The 17,139-nt window shown below is 74.0% G+C and carries 14 protein-coding genes; 10 read left to right on the top strand and 4 right to left on the bottom strand.

Going from position 1 to position 17,139, the window contains the following annotated elements; translation table 11 throughout:
* Positions 1–3 precede the first annotated feature (3 nt).
* From ABD976_RS20970 to ABD976_RS20985, 4 genes are all read left to right on the top strand, one after another.
* Positions 4–1,575 carry an N-acyl-D-amino-acid deacylase family protein gene (locus ABD976_RS20970; protein WP_345365802.1) on the top strand — a complete coding sequence of 524 codons (1,572 nt, stop codon included), beginning with the start codon at positions 4–6 and terminating at the stop codon, positions 1,573–1,575.
* A 100-nt stretch (positions 1,576–1,675) separates the two neighbouring features.
* The gene (locus tag ABD976_RS20975) at positions 1,676–2,788 is read left to right on the top strand and encodes an NAD(P)-dependent alcohol dehydrogenase (protein ID WP_345365804.1); all 1,113 of its coding nucleotides are present in this window, start codon (positions 1,676–1,678) and stop codon (positions 2,786–2,788) included.
* 163 nt (positions 2,789–2,951) lie between these two features.
* Complete coding sequence (locus ABD976_RS20980) at positions 2,952–3,908, top strand: sporulation protein (protein ID WP_345365806.1); 957 nt, start codon at positions 2,952–2,954, stop codon at positions 3,906–3,908.
* Positions 3,909–4,028: 120 nt separating this feature from the next.
* Positions 4,029–4,499: a hypothetical protein gene (locus ABD976_RS20985; protein WP_345365808.1), complete on the top strand. Its 471-nt coding sequence runs from the start codon at positions 4,029–4,031 to the stop codon at positions 4,497–4,499.
* Between the two features lie 93 nt (positions 4,500–4,592).
* On the opposite strand, the gene ABD976_RS20990 is transcribed toward ABD976_RS20985, so the two are convergent.
* Both ABD976_RS20990 and ABD976_RS20995 read right to left on the bottom strand, forming a co-directional pair.
* On the bottom strand, positions 4,593–5,930 hold the full coding sequence (locus ABD976_RS20990; protein ID WP_345365810.1) for an MFS transporter: 1,338 nt from the start codon (positions 5,928–5,930) through the stop codon (positions 4,593–4,595).
* A gap of 141 nt (positions 5,931–6,071) precedes the next feature.
* Entirely contained in the window at positions 6,072–6,722 is a 651-nt protein-coding gene (locus ABD976_RS20995; protein ID WP_345365812.1) for a TetR/AcrR family transcriptional regulator, read from the bottom strand.
* Positions 6,723–6,839: 117 nt separating this feature from the next.
* Between ABD976_RS20995 and ABD976_RS21000 the strand changes: the two genes are divergently transcribed.
* Positions 6,840–7,724 carry a shikimate dehydrogenase gene (locus ABD976_RS21000; RefSeq protein ID WP_345365814.1) on the top strand — a complete coding sequence of 295 codons (885 nt, stop codon included), beginning with the start codon at positions 6,840–6,842 and terminating at the stop codon, positions 7,722–7,724.
* Positions 7,725–7,734: 10 nt separating this feature from the next.
* A complete protein-coding gene (locus ABD976_RS21005; protein WP_345365816.1) occupies positions 7,735–9,510 on the top strand; it encodes a sugar phosphate isomerase/epimerase and 4-hydroxyphenylpyruvate domain-containing protein in 1,776 nt (591 codons plus the stop codon).
* Between the two features lie 304 nt (positions 9,511–9,814).
* On the opposite strand, the gene ABD976_RS21010 is transcribed toward ABD976_RS21005, so the two are convergent.
* Together ABD976_RS21010 and ABD976_RS21015 are read right to left on the bottom strand one after the other, a co-directional pair.
* Positions 9,815–10,180: a VOC family protein gene (locus ABD976_RS21010; RefSeq protein WP_345365818.1), complete on the bottom strand. Its 366-nt coding sequence runs from the start codon at positions 10,178–10,180 to the stop codon at positions 9,815–9,817.
* Between the two features lie 85 nt (positions 10,181–10,265).
* A complete protein-coding gene (locus tag ABD976_RS21015; protein ID WP_345365820.1) occupies positions 10,266–11,162 on the bottom strand; it encodes a LysR family transcriptional regulator in 897 nt (298 codons plus the stop codon).
* A gap of 114 nt (positions 11,163–11,276) precedes the next feature.
* On the opposite strand from ABD976_RS21015, the gene mdlC reads away from it, so the two are divergent.
* The 4 genes from mdlC to ABD976_RS21035 all read left to right on the top strand — a co-directional run bounded on the left by mdlC (position 11,277) and on the right by ABD976_RS21035 (position 17,079).
* Positions 11,277–12,869 (top strand): benzoylformate decarboxylase, encoded by a 1,593-nt coding sequence (gene mdlC / locus ABD976_RS21020; RefSeq protein ID WP_345365822.1) that lies wholly within the window; start codon positions 11,277–11,279, stop codon positions 12,867–12,869.
* 23 nt (positions 12,870–12,892) lie between these two features.
* Entirely contained in the window at positions 12,893–14,227 is a 1,335-nt protein-coding gene (locus tag ABD976_RS21025) for an MFS transporter (protein WP_345365824.1), read from the top strand.
* A 72-nt stretch (positions 14,228–14,299) separates the two neighbouring features.
* Positions 14,300–15,760, top strand: a complete 1,461-nt coding sequence (locus ABD976_RS21030; RefSeq protein WP_345365826.1) for a benzaldehyde dehydrogenase — start codon at positions 14,300–14,302, stop codon at positions 15,758–15,760.
* A 629-nt stretch (positions 15,761–16,389) separates the two neighbouring features.
* On the top strand, positions 16,390–17,079 hold the full coding sequence (locus ABD976_RS21035) for a response regulator (RefSeq protein WP_345365828.1): 690 nt from the start codon (positions 16,390–16,392) through the stop codon (positions 17,077–17,079).
* Positions 17,080–17,139: the final 60 nt, after the last annotated feature.

Here is a 17,139-nt window from a genome sequence, read left to right on the forward strand (position 1 = left end):
GGCATGGCCCGCTTCGACACCGTGATCACCGGCGGCGAGGTGGTCGACGGCACCGGCGCGCCGCGGCGGCGGCGGGACGTCGGCATCACCGGCGGCCGGATCGCCGAGATCAGCCCCGGACCGCTCACCGGCGGAACGGTCGTGGACGCCGCTGGTCAGGTGGTGGCGCCCGGCTTCATCGACCTGCACTCGCACGCCGACTACACCCTGCAGGCCGCCCCGGCGGCCACCACCCAGATCCGGCAGGGGGTGACCACGCTGATCACCGGGAACTGCGGGCACTCGCCGTTCCCGGTGCGCGACGTGGAGCTGCTGCGCCGGGCGAGCATCCTCGGCGACGCCGGGATGTCCTGGGACTGGCGGGACGCCGCGGGGTTCCGCCGGACGCTCGACGGCACCGCTCCGGCGGTCAACGTCGGCCTCCAGGTCGGGCACCACGCGGTCCGGCTCGCGGTGCTGGGCGACGCCGACCGGGCGCCCGACGCCGACGAGCTCGCCGCGATGTGCGCGCTGGTCGCCGAGGCGGGCAGGCAGGGCGCGGTCGGGTTCTCCACCGGGCTGATCTACGCGCCCGGGGTGTTCGCCGACGCCGCCGAGGTCCGGGCGCTGGTGGCGACCGCGGCCCGGGCCGGGCTGCTCTACTCCACGCACGTGCGCGACGAGTCCTCGGGGCTGCTCGACGCGGTGCGCGAGGCGATCGAGGCGGCCGAGGCGGGCGGCGCCCGGCTGGAGGTCTCGCACCTCAAGGCGACGGGCCCGGGCAACCACGGGGCCGTCGTCGAGGCGCTGGCCCTGATCGACGCGGCGCGGGAGCGCGGCCTCGACGTCGCCGCCGACGTCTACCCGTACGCCGCGTCGAGCACCGCGCTGGTCTCCCGGTTGCCGTCCTGGGCGCTCGCCGGCGGGCGGGCGGCGCTGCTGGCGCGGCTGGCCGATCCGGCGGTCCGGGACCGGATCGCGCGGGAGGTGCGGGCGAGCTTCGGCCACGACGCCGACCCGGAGGGCATCGTGCTGGCAGACCTGCCCGCCGGGCCCTACCGGGGCAGCACCGGTCGCTCGATCGCCGACATCGGGCGCGCGGAGGGCACCGATCCGGCGGAGGCGGCGCTGCGCGTGCTGGCCGCGCACGACGCCGAGGTGACCATCGTCCACCACGGCATGAGCGAGGCGGACGTGGACACCGTGCTGCGGCACCCGGAGGTCTCCGTGGCCAGCGACGGCTGGACGCTCACCGAGCGCGGTGCGGGGCGACCGCACCCGCGCAGCTTCGGCACGTTCGCCCGGGTGCTCGGCCGCTACGTGCGCGAGCGCGGGGTGCTGGAGCTGGAGGAGGCGGTGCGCAAGATGACCTCGCTGCCCGCCTCCCGCCTCCGGCTCGCCGGCCGGGGCGTGCTGGCGCCCGGCGCGGTCGCCGACGTCGTGGTGTTCGACCCGGCCACGATCGTCGACCGCGCCACCTACGAACAGCCGTGGCAGCTCGCCACCGGGTGCACCGCGGTGCTGGTCGGCGGGGTGCCCGCGCTGCTGGCGGGGGAGCCCACCGGCCGCACCGCGGGACGGGTGCTGACCGGGTGAGCGCGGGCGACCGCCGCACCTCGTCACGGACGGGGCGGTCGCGGCGCCGCCCGGGCGGGCGCACCCTGGACGGGCCCGGACGTCGCAGCAGGGGGTCACCATGATCGAGACGCAGGCGGCGGTCGCCCGGCCCGGAGCCGGGGCCTTCACCTGGGAGACCGTCCAGGTCGAGCCGCCCAGGGCCGACGAGGTGCTGGTCCGGATCGTCGCCGTCGGCATCTGCCACACCGACCTCGCCACCCGCGACGGGCTGCTGCACACCCGGCTGCCCGCCGTGCTCGGGCACGAGGGCGCCGGGGTGGTGGAGTCCGTCGGTGCCGAGGTCACCCGGGTCCGGGAGGGCGACGCGGTGCTGCTGACGTTCAGCTCGTGCGGGCGCTGCCGGTGGTGCCGGTCCGGCCATCCCGCCTACTGCGCCACGTTCATCCCGCGCAACTTCGACGCCGCCCGGCCGGACGGCAGCACCCCGTTCCGCGACGCCGGGGGCGAGCCCTTGGGCGGGCGCTTCTTCGGCCAGTCCTCGTTCGCCCGCCGCACGGTCGTCGACGAGCGCAGCGTCGTCCCGGTCGACGCGCGCGACGACGAGGAGCTCGCCCTGCTGGCGCCGCTGGGCTGCGGGATCCAGACCGGGGTCGGGGCGGTCCTCAACGAGCTGCGGCCCGGCGGCGGCGCCGTGGTCGCGGTCTTCGGCGCCGGGGCGGTCGGGCTCTCGGCGGTGCTCGGCGCGGCGCTGACCCAGGCGGGGGAGATCGTGGCGATCGACCAGCACGCCGCCCGGCTCGACCTCGCCCGCCGGATGGGCGCCACCGCGACCATCGACACCGGTGAGCAGGACCCGCTGGCGCGGCTGGGCGAGCTCACCGGCGGCCGGGGCGTGGACCGCGCGGTGGAGTGCAGCGGGGTGCCCGCGCTGCTGCGCTGGGCGGTCGACTCACTCTCGGTCGGGGGAGAGGTCGGGGTGGTGGGCGCCCCGCCGGTCGGCACCGACGGGACCTTCGACGTGAACTTCCTGCTCAACGGGCGGCGGATCCGCGGCATCACGGAAGGCGACAGCGACCCGGAGGCGTTCCTGCCCGCGCTGGTGCGCCAGCACCGCAGCGGTCGGCTGCCCTACGACGGGATGGTCCGGTCCTACTCCGCCGACCGGATCGACGCGGCGGCCGAGGACGCCGCCACCGGGCAGGTGCTCAAACCCGTGCTGCGGTTCGGCTGATCGGTGGGTGTCGCGTCGATCACCCGGTCGGATGCCGCCGGGCCGGAACCGAACGAACCGCTCTTCCGTTGACGAAATGCACACGGGTGATCATCCGCTGCGGTGGTCACCGCGACCCCAGGCGCCGCGCGGCGCCACCACGGCGGAAGGAAGCGGACCGGACATGGTCTTCAAGAAACTCCTCGGCGCGCTCGGCATCGGCGGGCCCTCGGTGGACACCGTGCTGCACCAGGACCACGTCCGGCCGGGTGGGACGGTGACCGGTGAGGTGCGGATCGAGGGCGGCAGCCAGGACGTCGTCATCGAGCGGGTCGCGCTGGGACTGGTGACCCGCGTCGAGACCGAGCACGGCGACCGCGAGGGTTCGGCGGGCGTGGAGTTCCACCAGGTCGACGTCTCCGGACGGCTGGAGCTGGCCGCCTCGGAATCGCAGGTGCTGCCGTTCGAGCTGGCGGTGCCGTGGGAGACGCCGGTGACCGCGGTGTTCGGCCAGCCGATGCCCGGCATGACGCTGGGCGTGCGCACCGAGCTCGCGGTGGCCAAGGCGGTGGACAAGGGCGATCTGGACCCGCTGCTGGTCGAGCCGCTGCCCGCCCAGCAGCGGGTGCTGGACGCCTTCGGCGAGCTCGGCTTCCAGTTCAAGGGCGCCGACCTGGAGCACGGCGTGCTGCACGGCGTCGCCCAGCGGCTCCCGTTCTTCCAGGAGATCGAGTTCTTCCCGCCCGAGCAGCACGCCGGGCGGATCAACGAGGTGGAGCTGACCTTCGTGGCGGGGGCCGAGGGGCTCACCGTCGTGCTGGAGGCGGACAAGCGCGGCGGGTTCCTCAGCTCCGGGCAGGACGTGTTCGGCCGCTACGAGTTCAGCCACCAGGACGCGCTGGAGGCCGACTGGACCCGGCTGGTCGCCGACTGGCTCGAGCAGGTCGCGCAGCGCCGGGGCGGGATGTTCGGCGGCCACGACGGGCACCACGACCACCACGGCCACGACGGGCACCGCGGCCCCGGCATGGGCGGGGTGGTCGCGGGCGCCGCGCTCGGTGCCGGCGCGGGCATCGTCGGTGGGATGCTCATCGGCGAGGCCGTCGAGGAGGTCTTCGAAGGCGAGGAGGACGAGGGCTGACGCGGGCCGGGGCCGTGCCGCGCGGTGCGACGAGGCGGGTGGCGGATTCCGCCGTCATCCGTTCCGGTTAGGTTGTGTCGCGTCAACCCGCCTCTGGACAGAGTGGAAGCGAGTATCGCGATGGCACGTGACGCGGACCGGCGAAATCCCGTTGCTGCGTTCTTCACCCGGATCGACCGGTTCTGCTGGGTTCCCGCGGGGCTGATGCTGGTGCTCGGGTTGCTCTCGCTCATCGGCGGGGTCCCGGTGCTGAGCGTTCTGCTGATCGGCGCCGCCGTCGTGCTGCTGGCCTTCGACGGCGTGGTGAACAGCCGCAAGCCGCGCAAGGGCCGCCGGGGCGGCCGGCGGTCGCGCGACGAGGACGACGAGTTCGACCTCGACCTCGACGAACCGCCGCGCCGGGTGGAGCGGGAGCCGGCGCGCGAGAGCCGGTCCCGTCCGGCCCAGGCCCCGCCGACGCGCCAGCAGCGCCAGCCGGGCGCGCCGCAGCGCCCGCAGTCGGGGGCGCCCCGGCGGGCCTCCGGGCCTCCGGCGGGCGGCCAGCGCCCGCCGCGCGGTGGCGGGCAGCGCCCGGGCACGCGCGCCCGCTGACCCGACGGACGAGGGGCACCTTCCACGCGGAAGGTGCCCCTCGTCCGTTCCCGGCCCCAGCGGCTCACCGCCGGGTGCTCCCGACCGGTGGGCTCAGGTCGCGGCCGGGGTCTGCGCCGGTGCGTCCGAGCGGGTCCGGCCGAGGTCGGCGGTGGGCACCCGGGCGGTTTCCCGGCCCGAGGCCACCGCGATCATGTTCAGCGCGCAGAGCGCGGCGGTGAACACCGCGACGTTGATCCAGCCGCCGGCCCCGGAGCCGAGCGCGGCGGCGATGCTCGGCGCGAACCCGGCCAGGGCGAACCCGATCTGGGTGCCGATCGCCATGCCGGACAGCCGGACCCGGGTGCTGAACATCTCGCCGTAGAAGGCGGGCCAGATCCCGTTCGTCGCGCTGTAGACGATGCCGAACAGCAGGATGCCGATGGTGAAGATCAGCGCGTACTGCCCGGCCGAGACCGCCCACAGGTACGCGAACATGAGCACCGCGCAGCCCGCCGAGCCGCCGAGGAACACCGGCTTGCGGCCGATCCGGTCGGCCAGCGACGCCCACAGCGGGATGGCGGCCAGCGCGACCGCGTTGGCCAGCACCCCGACCCACAGGATCGGGGTCCGCTCCAGCCCGACCTCGTTCACCGCGAAGCTCAGCGCGTAGACGGTGAAGATCGTCTGCACGCCGGAGATCAGCGAGGCCACCACGATGCGCAGCACGTCGGCCCAGTGGTCCCGGAACAGGGCGGCCAGCGGGATCCCGGACCGCTCGGTGGAGGTGGCGGCGACCTCGCGCTCGAACACCGGGGTCTCGTCCAGCGTGCGCCGGATGACCAGCCCGGCGATGACCACGAACGCGCTGAGCCAGAACGGGACCCGCCAGCCCCAGGTCATCAGGTGCTCCTCCGGCAGCGCCGCCACCGGCAGGAACACGGCGGTGGCCAGGATCTGCCCGGCCTGGGTGCCGCTGAGCGTGAAGCTCGTGTAGTAGGCGCGGCGGCGCTCCGGGGCGTGCTCCAGCGACATCGAGTTCGCCCCCGCCTGCTCGCCCGCGGCCGAGAAGCCCTGGAGCAACCGGAGCACCACCAGCAGCACCGGTGCCAGCACCCCCACCTGGTCGTAGGTGGGCAGGCAGCCGACGAGCACCGTGGACAGGCCCATCAGCAGCACGGTGAACACCAGCACCCGTTTGCGGCCCAGGGTGTCGCCGACGTGGCCCAGCACGAAGGCGCCCACCGGCCGCGCCAGGTAGCCGACGCCGAAGCTGGCCAGCGCCAGCAGGGTTCCGGTGGCGGGGGAGGCCTCCGGGAAGAAGAGGTCGTTGAAGACCAGCGCGGCAGCCGTCCCGTAGATGAAGAAGTCGTAGTACTCCAGGGCGCTGCCGACCCACGCCGCCAGCGCCGTGCGGCGCGGCTGCGCGGTGGCGTTCGATCGCTGCGTCACCGATGTGCCTCCAGGAAATCGTGCACCTTCGCCCGACCCGGTGCTAATGAACCATCTAGTTAGTCCTCTAGAGGCTGCGGGTGGGAACCCCCGCTGTCAACAGTCATTTCGCAGGCGTTCCGCCGGCCGCCCGGTCGCGGGTCAGCGCGCGGTCAGGTGCGCGACCACCAGATCGCCGAGCATGGTCCGGTAGTGCTCGCGGTCCCGGGCGGCGAGCATGTCGCGGCCGAAGATCGCCAGGAAGGTGTGCCGGTTGGCGGTGCGGAACACGCAGAACGCGCTGATCACCATGTGCACGTCCAGGGCGTCGACGTCGGCGCGGAACAGCCCCGCCGTCCGGCCGCGTTCGAGCACGCCGCTGAGCACCTCCAGGGCGGGGCCGGCCAGGCCCGGGAGCGCTTCGGACTTCGCCAGGTGTTCGGCGTGGTGGATGTTCTCGATGCTCACCAGGCGCAGGAAGTCGGGGTGCGACTCGTGGTGGTCGAAGGTGGCCTCGGCCAGCCGCCGGATCGCGGTCACCGGCTCCAGCTCGTCGAGGTCCAGGCCGCGCTCGACCTCGCGGATCACCGCGTAGGCGTTCTCCAGCGCGGCGAGGTAGAGCTGCTCCTTGCCGCCGAAGTAGTAGTAGATCATCCGCTTGGTGGTGCTGGTGCGGGCGGCGATCTCGTCCACCCGCGCCCCGGCGTAGCCCTTGTCCGCGAATTCCCGGATGGCCACGTCGAGGATCTCCGCCCGGGTGCGTTCGGCGTCGCGCTTGCGGTCGGGACCTGCGTCGGAGGTCGGTGCGGCCACGGTGGTCTCCCTGTGCTCGGCTCCGCGGTGGGGACACTGTAGTGCAGCGGCTCCTTGCGGATCCGCGACTGCGGCCTACAATTAACTCACCGTTTCGTACATTACCCCGGGAGAGACGTGGACGCTGCGGACAGCTACCTCATCGGGCTGGTGGGATCGGGCATCGCTCCCTCGCTGAGCCCGCCGCTGCACGAGCGCGAAGCCGCCGAGCTCGGCCTGGCCTACCGCTACACCCGGTGGGACCTCGACGAGCTGGGCAGCGCGCCCGAGGAGGTCGGGGACCTGCTCGCCGAAGCGCGGGCCGCCGGGTACCGCGGGCTCAACATCACGCACCCGTGCAAGCAGCTCGTGGTCGAGCACCTCGACGAGCTGTCCCCGGACGCCGCCGCCCTCGGTTCGGTGAACACCGTCGTGTTCGAACCGGGACGCGCGATCGGGCACAACACCGACTGGTCCGGCTTCTCCCGCAGCCTCACCCGCGGCCTGCCCGGCGCACCGCTGGACCGGCTCGTGCTGCTCGGCGCGGGCGGTGCCGGATCGGCGGTCGCCCACGCGCTGCTGTCCCTCGGCGCCGCCGAGCTGACCGTCGTCGACGTCGACGCGGACCGGTCCACCGCGCTGGCCGACGGGCTGCGCGCCCGGTTCGGCGACGACCGGGTCACCGCCGGGACCGAGCTGACCGCCGCGGTCGCCGCCGCGGACGGGCTGGTGCACGCCACCCCCACCGGGATGGCCGAGCACCCCGGCCTGCCGCTGCCCGCCGAGCTGCTGCGCCCGGACCTGTGGGTCGCCGACGTCGTCTACCGCCCGCTGCGCACCGAGCTGGTCGAGGCCGCGCACGAGCGCGGCTGCCGGGTGCTGCCCGGCGGGGGCATGGCGGTGTTCCAGGCGGCGGACGCGCTGGAGCTGTTCACCGGGGTCCGCCCCGACGTCGAGCGGATGCTGCGGCACTTCGCCGAGCTCGTCGACCCGGTCGCGGGGGGTGCCGGTGCGCGCGCATGACCACCGCAGGGTGATCGCCACCGTCTGCCTGTCCGGCACGCTGGAGGACAAGCTGACCGCCGCCGCGGCGGCCGGGTTCGACGGGGTGGAGCTGTTCGAGAACGACCTGATCGCCTCGGCGATGCCCCCGGAGCAGGTGCGCGAGCGGTGCGCCGAGCTGGGCCTGGGGATCGACCTCTACCAGCCGTTCCGCGACTTCGAAGCGGTCCCGCCGGACGTGCTGGCCGACAACCTGCGCCGCGCCGAGCGCAAGTTCGACGTGGTGGAACGCCTCGGCGCGACGACCGTGCTGGTGTGCTCGACGGTCTCGCCGGACGCCGTGGACGACGACGAGCTCGCCGCCGAACAGCTCCGGGCCCTGGCCGAGCGCGCCGCCGCGCGCGGGATGCGCGTCGCCTACGAAGCCCTGGCCTGGGGGCGCTTCGTCAACACCTACGAGCACTCCTGGCGGATCGTGCGCCGCGCCGACCACCCGGCGCTGGGCCTGTGCCTGGACAGCTTCCACGTGCTGTCCCGGGGCGGTGATCCGGCGCTGATCCGCACCATCCCGGCCGACAAGCTGTTCTTCCTCCAGCTCGCCGACGCCCCCGAGCTGGACATGGACGTGCTCCAGTGGAGCAGGCACCACCGGCTGTTCCCCGGGCAGGGCTCGTTCGACCTGCCCGCCTTCACCGCCGCCGTGCTCGACACCGGGTACACCGGTCCGCTGTCGCTGGAGGTGTTCAACGACGTCTTCCGGCAGGCCGACCCCGGTCCGGCGGCGATCGACGCGCGGCGGTCCCTGCACCTGCTGGAGGAGCAGCTCGGCGGGACCGGGATCGCCCCCGCACCGGAGCTCACCGGCTACGCCTTCGCCGAGCTGGCCACGGCGGGCGCTCCGGAGTTCGCCGAGGCGCTGGCCGCGCTGGGCTTCGCCCGGACCGGTCGGCACCGGAGCAAACCCGTCGAGCTGTGGCAGCAGGGCGAGGCGCGGGTGCTGCTCAACGCCGCCCCCGCGGCGGAGGTGGCCATCGCCGCGCTGGGCGTGGACACTGCCGACCCCGCGCGCTCGGCCGAGCGCGCCGGGTCCATGCTGGCGCCGATCCTGCCCCGCGAACGGGGCGCCGACGAGGCGGGCCTGTCCTCGGTGGCCGCTCCGGACGGCACCGCGGTGTTCTTCTGCCGCACCGAGGACGGCGGCGGCTGGACGCAGGACTTCCAGGCCGCGGCGGAGGAGGGCGAGGGCATCGGGATCAGCGGCATCGACCACGTCGCCCTGACCCAGCCGTTCGACCACTTCGACGAGGCGGCGCTGTTCTACCGCTCCGTGCTCGGGCTCCGGCCGGGCGCGCTGGTGGAGTACGCCGCGCCGTTCGGCATGGTGCGCAGCCGCAGCGTGCAGGACCGGAGCGGAGCCGTCCGGCTCACCCTCGACGGCGCGCTGGTCCGCCGGGGCCGGTGGGCGCCCGCGGTGCCGCACCCGCAGCACGTGGCCTTCGCCGTGGACGACGCGGTGGCCGCCGCGCGGGCCCTGCGCCGCCGCGGAGCCCCGGTGCTGCCGATCCCGGACAACTACTACGACGACCTCGACGCCCGTTTCGGCCTGGCCCCGGACTTCCTCGCCGAGCTGCGCGAGAATTCGGTGCTCTACGACCGCGACGACTCCGGTGCCCTGCTGCACGTGTTCACCCGGCTGCTCGGTGGCCGGGTGTACTTCGAGCTGGTCCAGCGCGTCGACGGCTACCGGGGATTCGGCGTGGCCAACGCGCCGGTGCGGATGGCGGCCCACCGCAGGCACCGGGGCTGAGCCCCGGCCGACGTCGCCACCACCCGAACGTGACGTGAGTGAGGGGCACCCTTGCCCGAGTAAGGACTGTTTTCAGAATGGCCTGCGTGGCGGTGCGGGTGGCGGAACCTCAGCGGTCTTCTCGCTCCGGGCGCCCTTCTTGATGTATGCCAATACACGGCATCAGGGCGTCCTCGCGAGAAGACCGCTGAGAACCCGCGGCGGTGCCGGTTGACGGCCTCACCGCATGCGGCTCCGCCGCATTCTGAAAGGACCGCTAACTTGTGGCAAGGGTGCCCCTCACTCGATTCCCGAGCGGGCGGTGTCACACCCGGAGTACGCCGATCTGGTGGCCTTCCGGGTCGGCGAACATGCCGATCTCGATCTCGTCGCTGACCTGTTCGGGACCCATGGTCCGGCGGCCGCCGAGCTCCTCGGCGCGGGCCAGCGCGGCTTCGACGTCGGGGACGCCGACGTAGAAGGTGACGTGCCCGGGGTAGTCGGACGGGCCCGCGGCGATGCCGCCGCCGATCCCGGTCCCGTCCTCGGCGGTGTTGCCCTCGCGGGGCACGATGCCGTAGTTCATCGGGTTGTCGGCGTCGACGTCCCAGCCGAACAGCCGCGAGTAGTAGTCGGACAGCCGCTGCTGGTCCTGGCCGACGATCTCGAAGTGGACCACTGGTCGTCCCATGATGGCTCCTCGATGCGCGGGGATTCCTCCTCCCCACCGTGCGTCGGCGGCGGCCGGTGCGCCCGGGTCGATGGTCCCGGTCCGCTCACCGGTCCCGCAGCGCTTCCCGGATCCGCTCGCGAAACCAGTCCACGCCGGGTGCGGGCAGCGCGCGCCGGTAGGTGTAGAGGGCCACCTCCACGTCCGGGATGCCCAGCGGCAGGGCGAAGGTCCGCACCGCGGAGGAGCGGGTGAACAGGCCCGCGACCCGGCTGGGCACCGCGGACAGGTAGTGGGTCCGGGCCAGCAGTTCCGGCAGCACCGAGAAGTGCGGCACCCGCACCGCCACGTCGCGGTGGTGGCCGCGCCGCCGCAGCTCCTCGTCGGCGTCGACGTGCCCGGCCGCGGCGTGCACCGCGATGTGCCGCTCGGCGAGGTAGTCGGCCAGCGCCGGGCGGTCGCCGATCCGCGGGTGCCCGGTGGCGCACAGCCCGACGTAGTGCTCCTGGAACAGCGGGTCGCGGCGCAGGTCCGGTGCGTCGATGCGCGGCGTGCAGATCACCGCGTCGGCGGCGCCCTCGCGCAGCGCCCGCGCCGCCCCCGCCACGTCGAGCTGCTGGACCTCGACCGAGCAGCCCGGCGCCCGGCGCTCCAGCCGGGACAGGATCGCGGGCAGCAGGCTGATCTCGCCGAGGTCGGTGGCGCGGATCCGGAACGTCCGGTCCGAGGTCGCCGGGTCGAATTCGGCGACGTCGGCGACGGTCTCGGCGATGACCTCGAGCGCTTGGTGCAGCCGCGGGTACATCCGGTCGGCCGTCCCGGTCGGTTCCAGGCCGCGCGGCGAGCGGACGAACAGCTCGTCGTGGAACTGCCGCCGCAGCCGGCGCAGCGCGTGGCTGACCGACGGCTGGGTGAGCACCAGCGCCTCCGCGGTGCGGGTGACGCTGCGGGTCTCGTAGAGCAGCACGAAGGTCTTCAGCAGGTTCAGGTCCACCTCCGCCACGCAGCGAGGATAAGCCCGGTCTATGGGCGGATCAACAGCATTCATTAGGACCATGCGGCCGCCCTCCCTAGGGTGACGGGCACCACTCCACCGACGCTGACGGAGGCGGGCCTGATGGCCGATGTGCGGGACGTGACCTACGAGCTGCTGCGGGCGCGCGGGCTGACCACCCTGTTCGGCAACCCCGGTTCCAACGAGCTGCCCTTCCTGGCCGGGATGCCCGCGGACTTCCGGTACGTGCTCGGTCTGCACGAGGGCGCCGTCCTGGCGATGGCCGACGGCTACGCCCAGGCCTCCGGGCGTCCGGCGCTGGTCAACCTGCACGCGGCGGCGGGCACCGGCAACGCGCTGGGCGCGCTGACCAACTCGGTGTACTCGCACAGCCCGCTGGTGATCACGGCCGGTCAGCAGGTCAGGTCCACGATCGGCCAGGAAGTCATGCTGGCCAACGTGGAGGCGGCCACGCTGCCCCGACCGCTGGTGAAGTGGAGCTGCGAGCCCGCCAGCGCCCAGGACGTCCCGCGCGCCCTCAGCCAGGCGCTGCACCTCGCCGAACTGCCCGCGAAGGGCCCCGTCTACGTCTCCGTGCCCTACGACGACTGGGCGCACGAGGCGCCGCCGGAGGCCCGGCACCTGCTCGCCCGCCGCACCGCGGCAGCGGGCGCGCTGACCGCCGAGCAGTGCGAGGAGCTGCTCGCCGACCTCGACGGCGCGGCGAACCCGGTGCTGGTGCTGGGCCCCGAGGTGGACGCCGAACGCGCCAACGACGACGCGGTGCGGCTGGCCGAACGGCTGGGCGCCCCGGTCTGGATCGCCCCGTCGCCGTCGCGCTGCCCGTTCCCGACCCGGCACCCGGCCTTCCGGGGCGTGCTGCCCGCCGCGGTGCGGGGCGTCACCGAGGCCCTGCGCGGGCACGACCTGATCCTGGTGGTCGGGGCGCCGGTGTTCCGCTACCACCAGTTCGTGCCCGGCGAACACCTCCCGGACGGTGCCCGGCTGCTGCACCTGACCGGGGACCCGGGTGAGGCGGCGCGGGCGCCGATGGGGGAGGCGCTGGTGTGCTCGGTCGCCGACGCGCTGGCCCGGCTCGGCGCCGCACCGGGCGGCGCCCGCCGCGCTCCGGACCCGCTGCCGGAACCGCCGCCGGTGCGCGACGGCTCGCCGGTGGACCCGGCCGCGCTGTTCGCGGCGCTGCGCGAGCACGCCCCGCACGACGCCGTCTACGTCAAGGAGTCGACCGCGACGACCGGCGACTTCTGGCGGCAGGCGGACCTGCGGCTGCCGGGCAGCTACTTCTTCCCCGCCTCCGGCGGGCTGGGCTTCGGGCTGCCCGCGGCGGTCGGCGCGCAGCTCGCGCACGACGAGCTGGGCACCGGCCGCCGGGTGATCGGGCTGATCGGCGACGGCTCGGCCAACTACGGGATCACCGCGCTGTGGACGGCCGCGCAGCAGCAGGTTCCGGTGATCTTCGTGGTGCTGAAGAACGGCACCTACGGTGCGCTGCGCTGGTTCGCCGGGGTGCTCGACGCGGTCGGCACCCCGGGGATGGACGTGCCCGGCATCGACTTCGCCGGGATCGCCCGCGGCTACGGCGTGGACGCGACCTCGGTGCGCACCACCGCGGACTTCACCGCCGCGTTCACCCGCGCCCTCGACCAGCGGCGACCGGTGCTCATCGAGGTCGAGACCGAACTCACCGAACCCTGATCCCCCACGGCAGCGGAGGAACCATGTCCCAGCGGACCGTCACGTCCGTGGTCGGCGGCGCCCGGCTCAACGGATTCCACTTCCGGGTGCTCGGCCTGTGCTCCCTGCTCATGATCATCGACGGCTACGACATGGTGTCCTACGGCACCGTCATCGCGCACCTGATGGACGAGTGGGGCATGGACCCGGTGACCGCCGGGACGCTCGGCTCGATGGCGCTGGTCGGGATGCTCGTCGGCGGCATGGGCGTGGCGCCGCTGGCCGACCGGTTCGGCAGGCGGCCGGTGATGATCACCTGCGTCGCGGTGGCCAGCCTGGCGGCGCTGGGCTGCGCGTTCACCACCGGACCGGGGCAGCTCGGGGCGCTGCGGTTCGTCGTCGGTGTCGCGCTCGGCGCCCTGGTGCCGAACTTCAACGCGATGGCGGGCGAGTTCGCGCCGAAGAACTCGCGGGCGCTGTTCGTGACGCTGGTCTCGTCGTTCTACTCGGTCGGCGGCATCGGCGCGGCCGTGTTCGCGATCTACGCGGAACCGGTGTGGACCTGGCGCGGCGTGTTCGTCCTGGCGGGACTGCCGCTGCTGCTGGTCCCGGTGCTGCTGCGCTACCTGCCGGAATCGCCCGAGCACCTGGCGGCCCGCGGCGACCGGGCCCGGCTGCTGGCGGTGCTGCGCCGGATCGATCCGCACGGCGACCACACCGACGTCGTGGTCGAGCCGAAGGCCGCCGCCGACAAGGCGCCGCTGCGCCGGTTGTTCGCCAGGGGCAACGTGCTCAACAACGCGCTGATCTGGGTGTTCTTCGCGATGTGCATGCTGCTCAGCTACGGGCTCAACACCTGGCTGCCGGAGCTGATGCAGACCGCGGGCTACCCGCTGGGCTCGGCGCTGTGGAACCTCGTGGTGCTCAACCTCGGCGGCATGGTCGGGGCGGTGTTCGGCGGCTGGCTGGCGGACCGGTGGAACTACCGCGGCACCCTGGTGATGTACTTCGGGGCGGCGTCGGTGTCGCTGGTCGGGCTCTCGTTCGACCCGAACGCCGCGGTGCTCAACGCGCTGCTGTTCGTGGCGGGCGCGGCGACCGTCGGCGTGCTGGCGATCATCCACGCCTTCGCCGTGGAGTTCTACCCCGCCGGGGTCCGTTCCACCGGCGTGGGTTGGGCCGCGGGCGTGGGTCGCATCGGTGCGATCGGCGGTCCGACGCTGGGCGGCGCGCTGCTCGCCTTGGAGCTGCCCTTCCAGCAGAACTTCATCGCGGTCGCGGTGCCCGGGGTGATCGGCGCCATCGCGGTGGCCGTCGTGGCCCGGCGGAAGTTCCGGCTCCCGGCGTCCCCGCCCGCCGCCGAGGCGGCGGCGAACTGAAAGCCTGCGCGGGAACCCGCCGCGGCGTGGTCGCGGGCGGGCGCTGAGAACGAAGCGAAGGGAAAGCTCGACATGGCATTGCTCGATCCCGCCGTCTGGGAGAAGAAGGTGTTCACCGGCCGGTGGAGCGAAGCCGGGGGCGCACCCGTGGAGGTGACCGAACCGGCCACCGGGCGGTCGCTGGGCACCGTGGGCGCCGCGACGCCCGAGGACGTCGCGGCCGCGTGCGCGGGCGCCGCCGCGGCGCAGCGGGAGTGGGCGGCCGCGCCCTTCGACGAACGCGCGGCGGTGCTGCGCCGCGCGGGGCGGCTCTTCGAGGAGCACGCCGAGGAGATCCGCGATTGGCTGGTGCGGGAGGCCGGGTCGATCCGGCCCAAGGCCGAGCTGGAGGTGCGCACGGCGGCCGGGGAGTGCTACGAGGCCGCCGCGCTGCCCTCGCACGGCAGCGGTGACCTGCTGCCCTCGGCCGAGGGCAAGCTGAGCTTCAGCCGCCGGGTCCCGGCCGGCGTGGTCGGGATCATCGCGCCGTTCAACTTCCCGCTGATCCTGTCGATCCGCGCGGTCGCTCCGGCGCTGGCGCTGGGCAACTCCGTGGTGCTCAAGCCCGACTCCCGCACGGCCGTGTGCGGCGGCGCGGTGCTGGCCGCGATCTTCGAGGCGGCGGGGGTGCCCAGCGGTGCCTTCCAGGTGCTGCCCGGTGGCGCCGACGCGGGCGCGGCGCTGGTGGCCGACCGGCACACCCGGGTCATCGCGTTCACCGGTTCCACCGGCGCGGGCCGCAAGGTCGGCGAAGCCGCCGCGACCCACCTCAAGCGCGCCCACCTGGAGCTGGGCGGCAACAACGCGGTGATCGTGCTGCCCGACGCCGACCTCGACGCCGCCGTCTCGGCCGCTGCCTGGGGCGCTTTCCTGCACCAGGGCCAGATCTGCATGGCGGCGGGCAGGCACCTGGTGCACGAGTCGATCGCCGACGAGTACGTGGCCAAGCTGGCGGCCAAGGCCGAGGGCATGGCCGTCGGCGACCCGCACACCGAGCAGGTCGCCCTCGGGCCGATCATCGACGCCAAGCAGCGCGACAACGTCCACCGGCTGGTCACCGAGAGCGTCGAGTCCGGCGCCCGGGTGGCGGCCGGGGGCGGTTTCCAGGGCCTGTTCTACCGGCCCACCGTCCTCGACGGCGTCACCCGGCAGACCCCGGCGTTCCGCGAGGAGGTGTTCGGCCCGGTGGCGCCGGTGATCCGGTACTCCACGGTGGACGAAGCCGTCGAGATCGCCGCCGACACCGAGTACGGGCTGTCGCTGAGCGTGCTCGGCGCCGACGCGATGCGGGCCTGGGAAGTCGCCCAGCGGATCCCCAGCGGACTGGTGCACATCAACGACCAGACCGTCGGGGACATGCCGCACGTCCCGTTCGGCGGGGTGAAGGACTCCGGCAACGGCGGCCGGATCGGCACCGCGGCGGCCAACCTCGAGTCGTTCACCGAGACGCAGTGGGTGACCCTCCAAGGATCGATCGAGCGCTACCCGTTCTGAGCTCCTCGGTCCCGTCCCGCTCAGCCACCGCTCCCACTGGCTCGACGACCGGGCGGCCCGGCCCCGGGGAGGGTCGGGCCGCGGCGGATCACAAGTTGAAGAGGATGCTGTTGTCGTAATGCGCGCCGAAGGCGCCGAGCGTGTCGGTGAAGAACCCGCCGGCCTCGGTCAGCTCCGGCGCGGTGTAAGGGGTGGTCTCGTCCACGGTCCTGCCTCCTCGGCGTAGGCGGTGCCGCTGGTGGTTCGCGGCACCTGCCCTGGTCGTCGGCACGATGCCCCCGGTGCCTTGACGGTCCCGGGGGCGGCCTCACCCGTGTTCCGCGGCTGATCACCCGGCCGGCCCCCGCTGCGCCGGTTCGCAACCCGACGGGGTGGGCGGACCGTGCCCGGAAACGGGACCGCGCGTCTGGCGAGCGTCACTCCACAGGGCGAAAATCGCGCGCGCACGTCGCGGAACAGCAGGTCCGCGGGCCGTTCGCCCGTCCGGAACCTTGTCGTCGCGCTCCGCGGATCGCTAGCCTCCTCGGTTGTTCCGATCTTGTCGATCGGCTTCGCCGAGCGGTGGGGGAACGGCTCCGGCGCGGGTCCTGCGGCGATCGGGCCGGAGCGCGGCGGTGGGGGGAACCAGAGTGGCCATCCGGGTGTTGATCGTCGACGACCAGGTCGTGGTGCGCCGCGGCCTGCGCGCGGTGCTCGACGCCGCACCGGACGTCGTCGTGGTCGGGGAGGCCGGCGACGGCGCCGCAGCGGTGCGGGAGGCGCAGCGGTTGCGCCCCGACGTGATGCTGATGGACGTGCGGATGCCCGGCCTCGGCGGCATCGAGGCGGTCCGCCGGCTGGTGGAGCTGTTCGGCGATGCGGTGCGGATCCTGGTGGTCACCACCTTCGACCTCGACGAGTACGTCTTCGAGAGCCTCCGCGCCGGGGCCCGCGGCTTCGTGCTCAAGGACATCGAACCCGAGGCGCTGGTCACGGCGGTGCGGGCGCTGCACGCGGGGAAGACGGTGCTGGACCCCAGCATCACCGGCCGGGTGACCGAGGAGTTCGTTCGGCTGGCGGCCGGCCAGGGCGTCCCGGTGCCGACCGCCCGTCCCGATCCGCCCGTCGACGAGCTCTCCGCCCGGCAGCGCGAGGTGGTCGCGCTGGTGGCCCGCGGGCGCAGCAACGCCGAGATCGCCGCGCAGCTGCACCTGTCGGAGACCACGGTCAAGACCCACGTCTCCACGGTGCTGGCCAAGTGGGGCCTGCGGGACCGGGTGCAGCTCGTGGTCCGGGCCTTCGAGACGGGCGTGGTGCTGCTCGACCGCGGCGAGGTCTGAGTGCGTCCCGGCGGTGCGGGGACCGCGGTGCACGGCGTGCGGGCCGCCCCCGGACCGGGG

It is taken from the genome of Saccharopolyspora cebuensis, from assembly GCF_039542665.1.
Taxonomy (GTDB): domain Bacteria; phylum Actinomycetota; class Actinomycetes; order Mycobacteriales; family Pseudonocardiaceae; genus Saccharopolyspora; species Saccharopolyspora cebuensis.

Coding starts and splice junctions, on each gene's coding strand:
- ABD976_RS20980 (WP_345365806.1), top strand. CDS start 2,952: ATGGTCTTCAAGAAACTCCTCGGCGCGCTCGGCATCGGCGGGCCCTCG.
- ABD976_RS21025 (WP_345365824.1), top strand. CDS start 12,893: ATGTCCCAGCGGACCGTCACGTCCGTGGTCGGCGGCGCCCGGCTCAAC.
- ABD976_RS20975 (WP_345365804.1), top strand. CDS start 1,676: ATGATCGAGACGCAGGCGGCGGTCGCCCGGCCCGGAGCCGGGGCCTTC.
- ABD976_RS20985 (WP_345365808.1), top strand. CDS start 4,029: ATGGCACGTGACGCGGACCGGCGAAATCCCGTTGCTGCGTTCTTCACC.
- mdlC (WP_345365822.1), top strand. CDS start 11,277: ATGGCCGATGTGCGGGACGTGACCTACGAGCTGCTGCGGGCGCGCGGG.
- ABD976_RS21030 (WP_345365826.1), top strand. CDS start 14,300: ATGGCATTGCTCGATCCCGCCGTCTGGGAGAAGAAGGTGTTCACCGGC.
- ABD976_RS20970 (WP_345365802.1), top strand. CDS start 4: ATGGCCCGCTTCGACACCGTGATCACCGGCGGCGAGGTGGTCGACGGC.
- ABD976_RS21010 (WP_345365818.1), bottom strand. CDS start 10,180: ATGGGACGACCAGTGGTCCACTTCGAGATCGTCGGCCAGGACCAGCAG.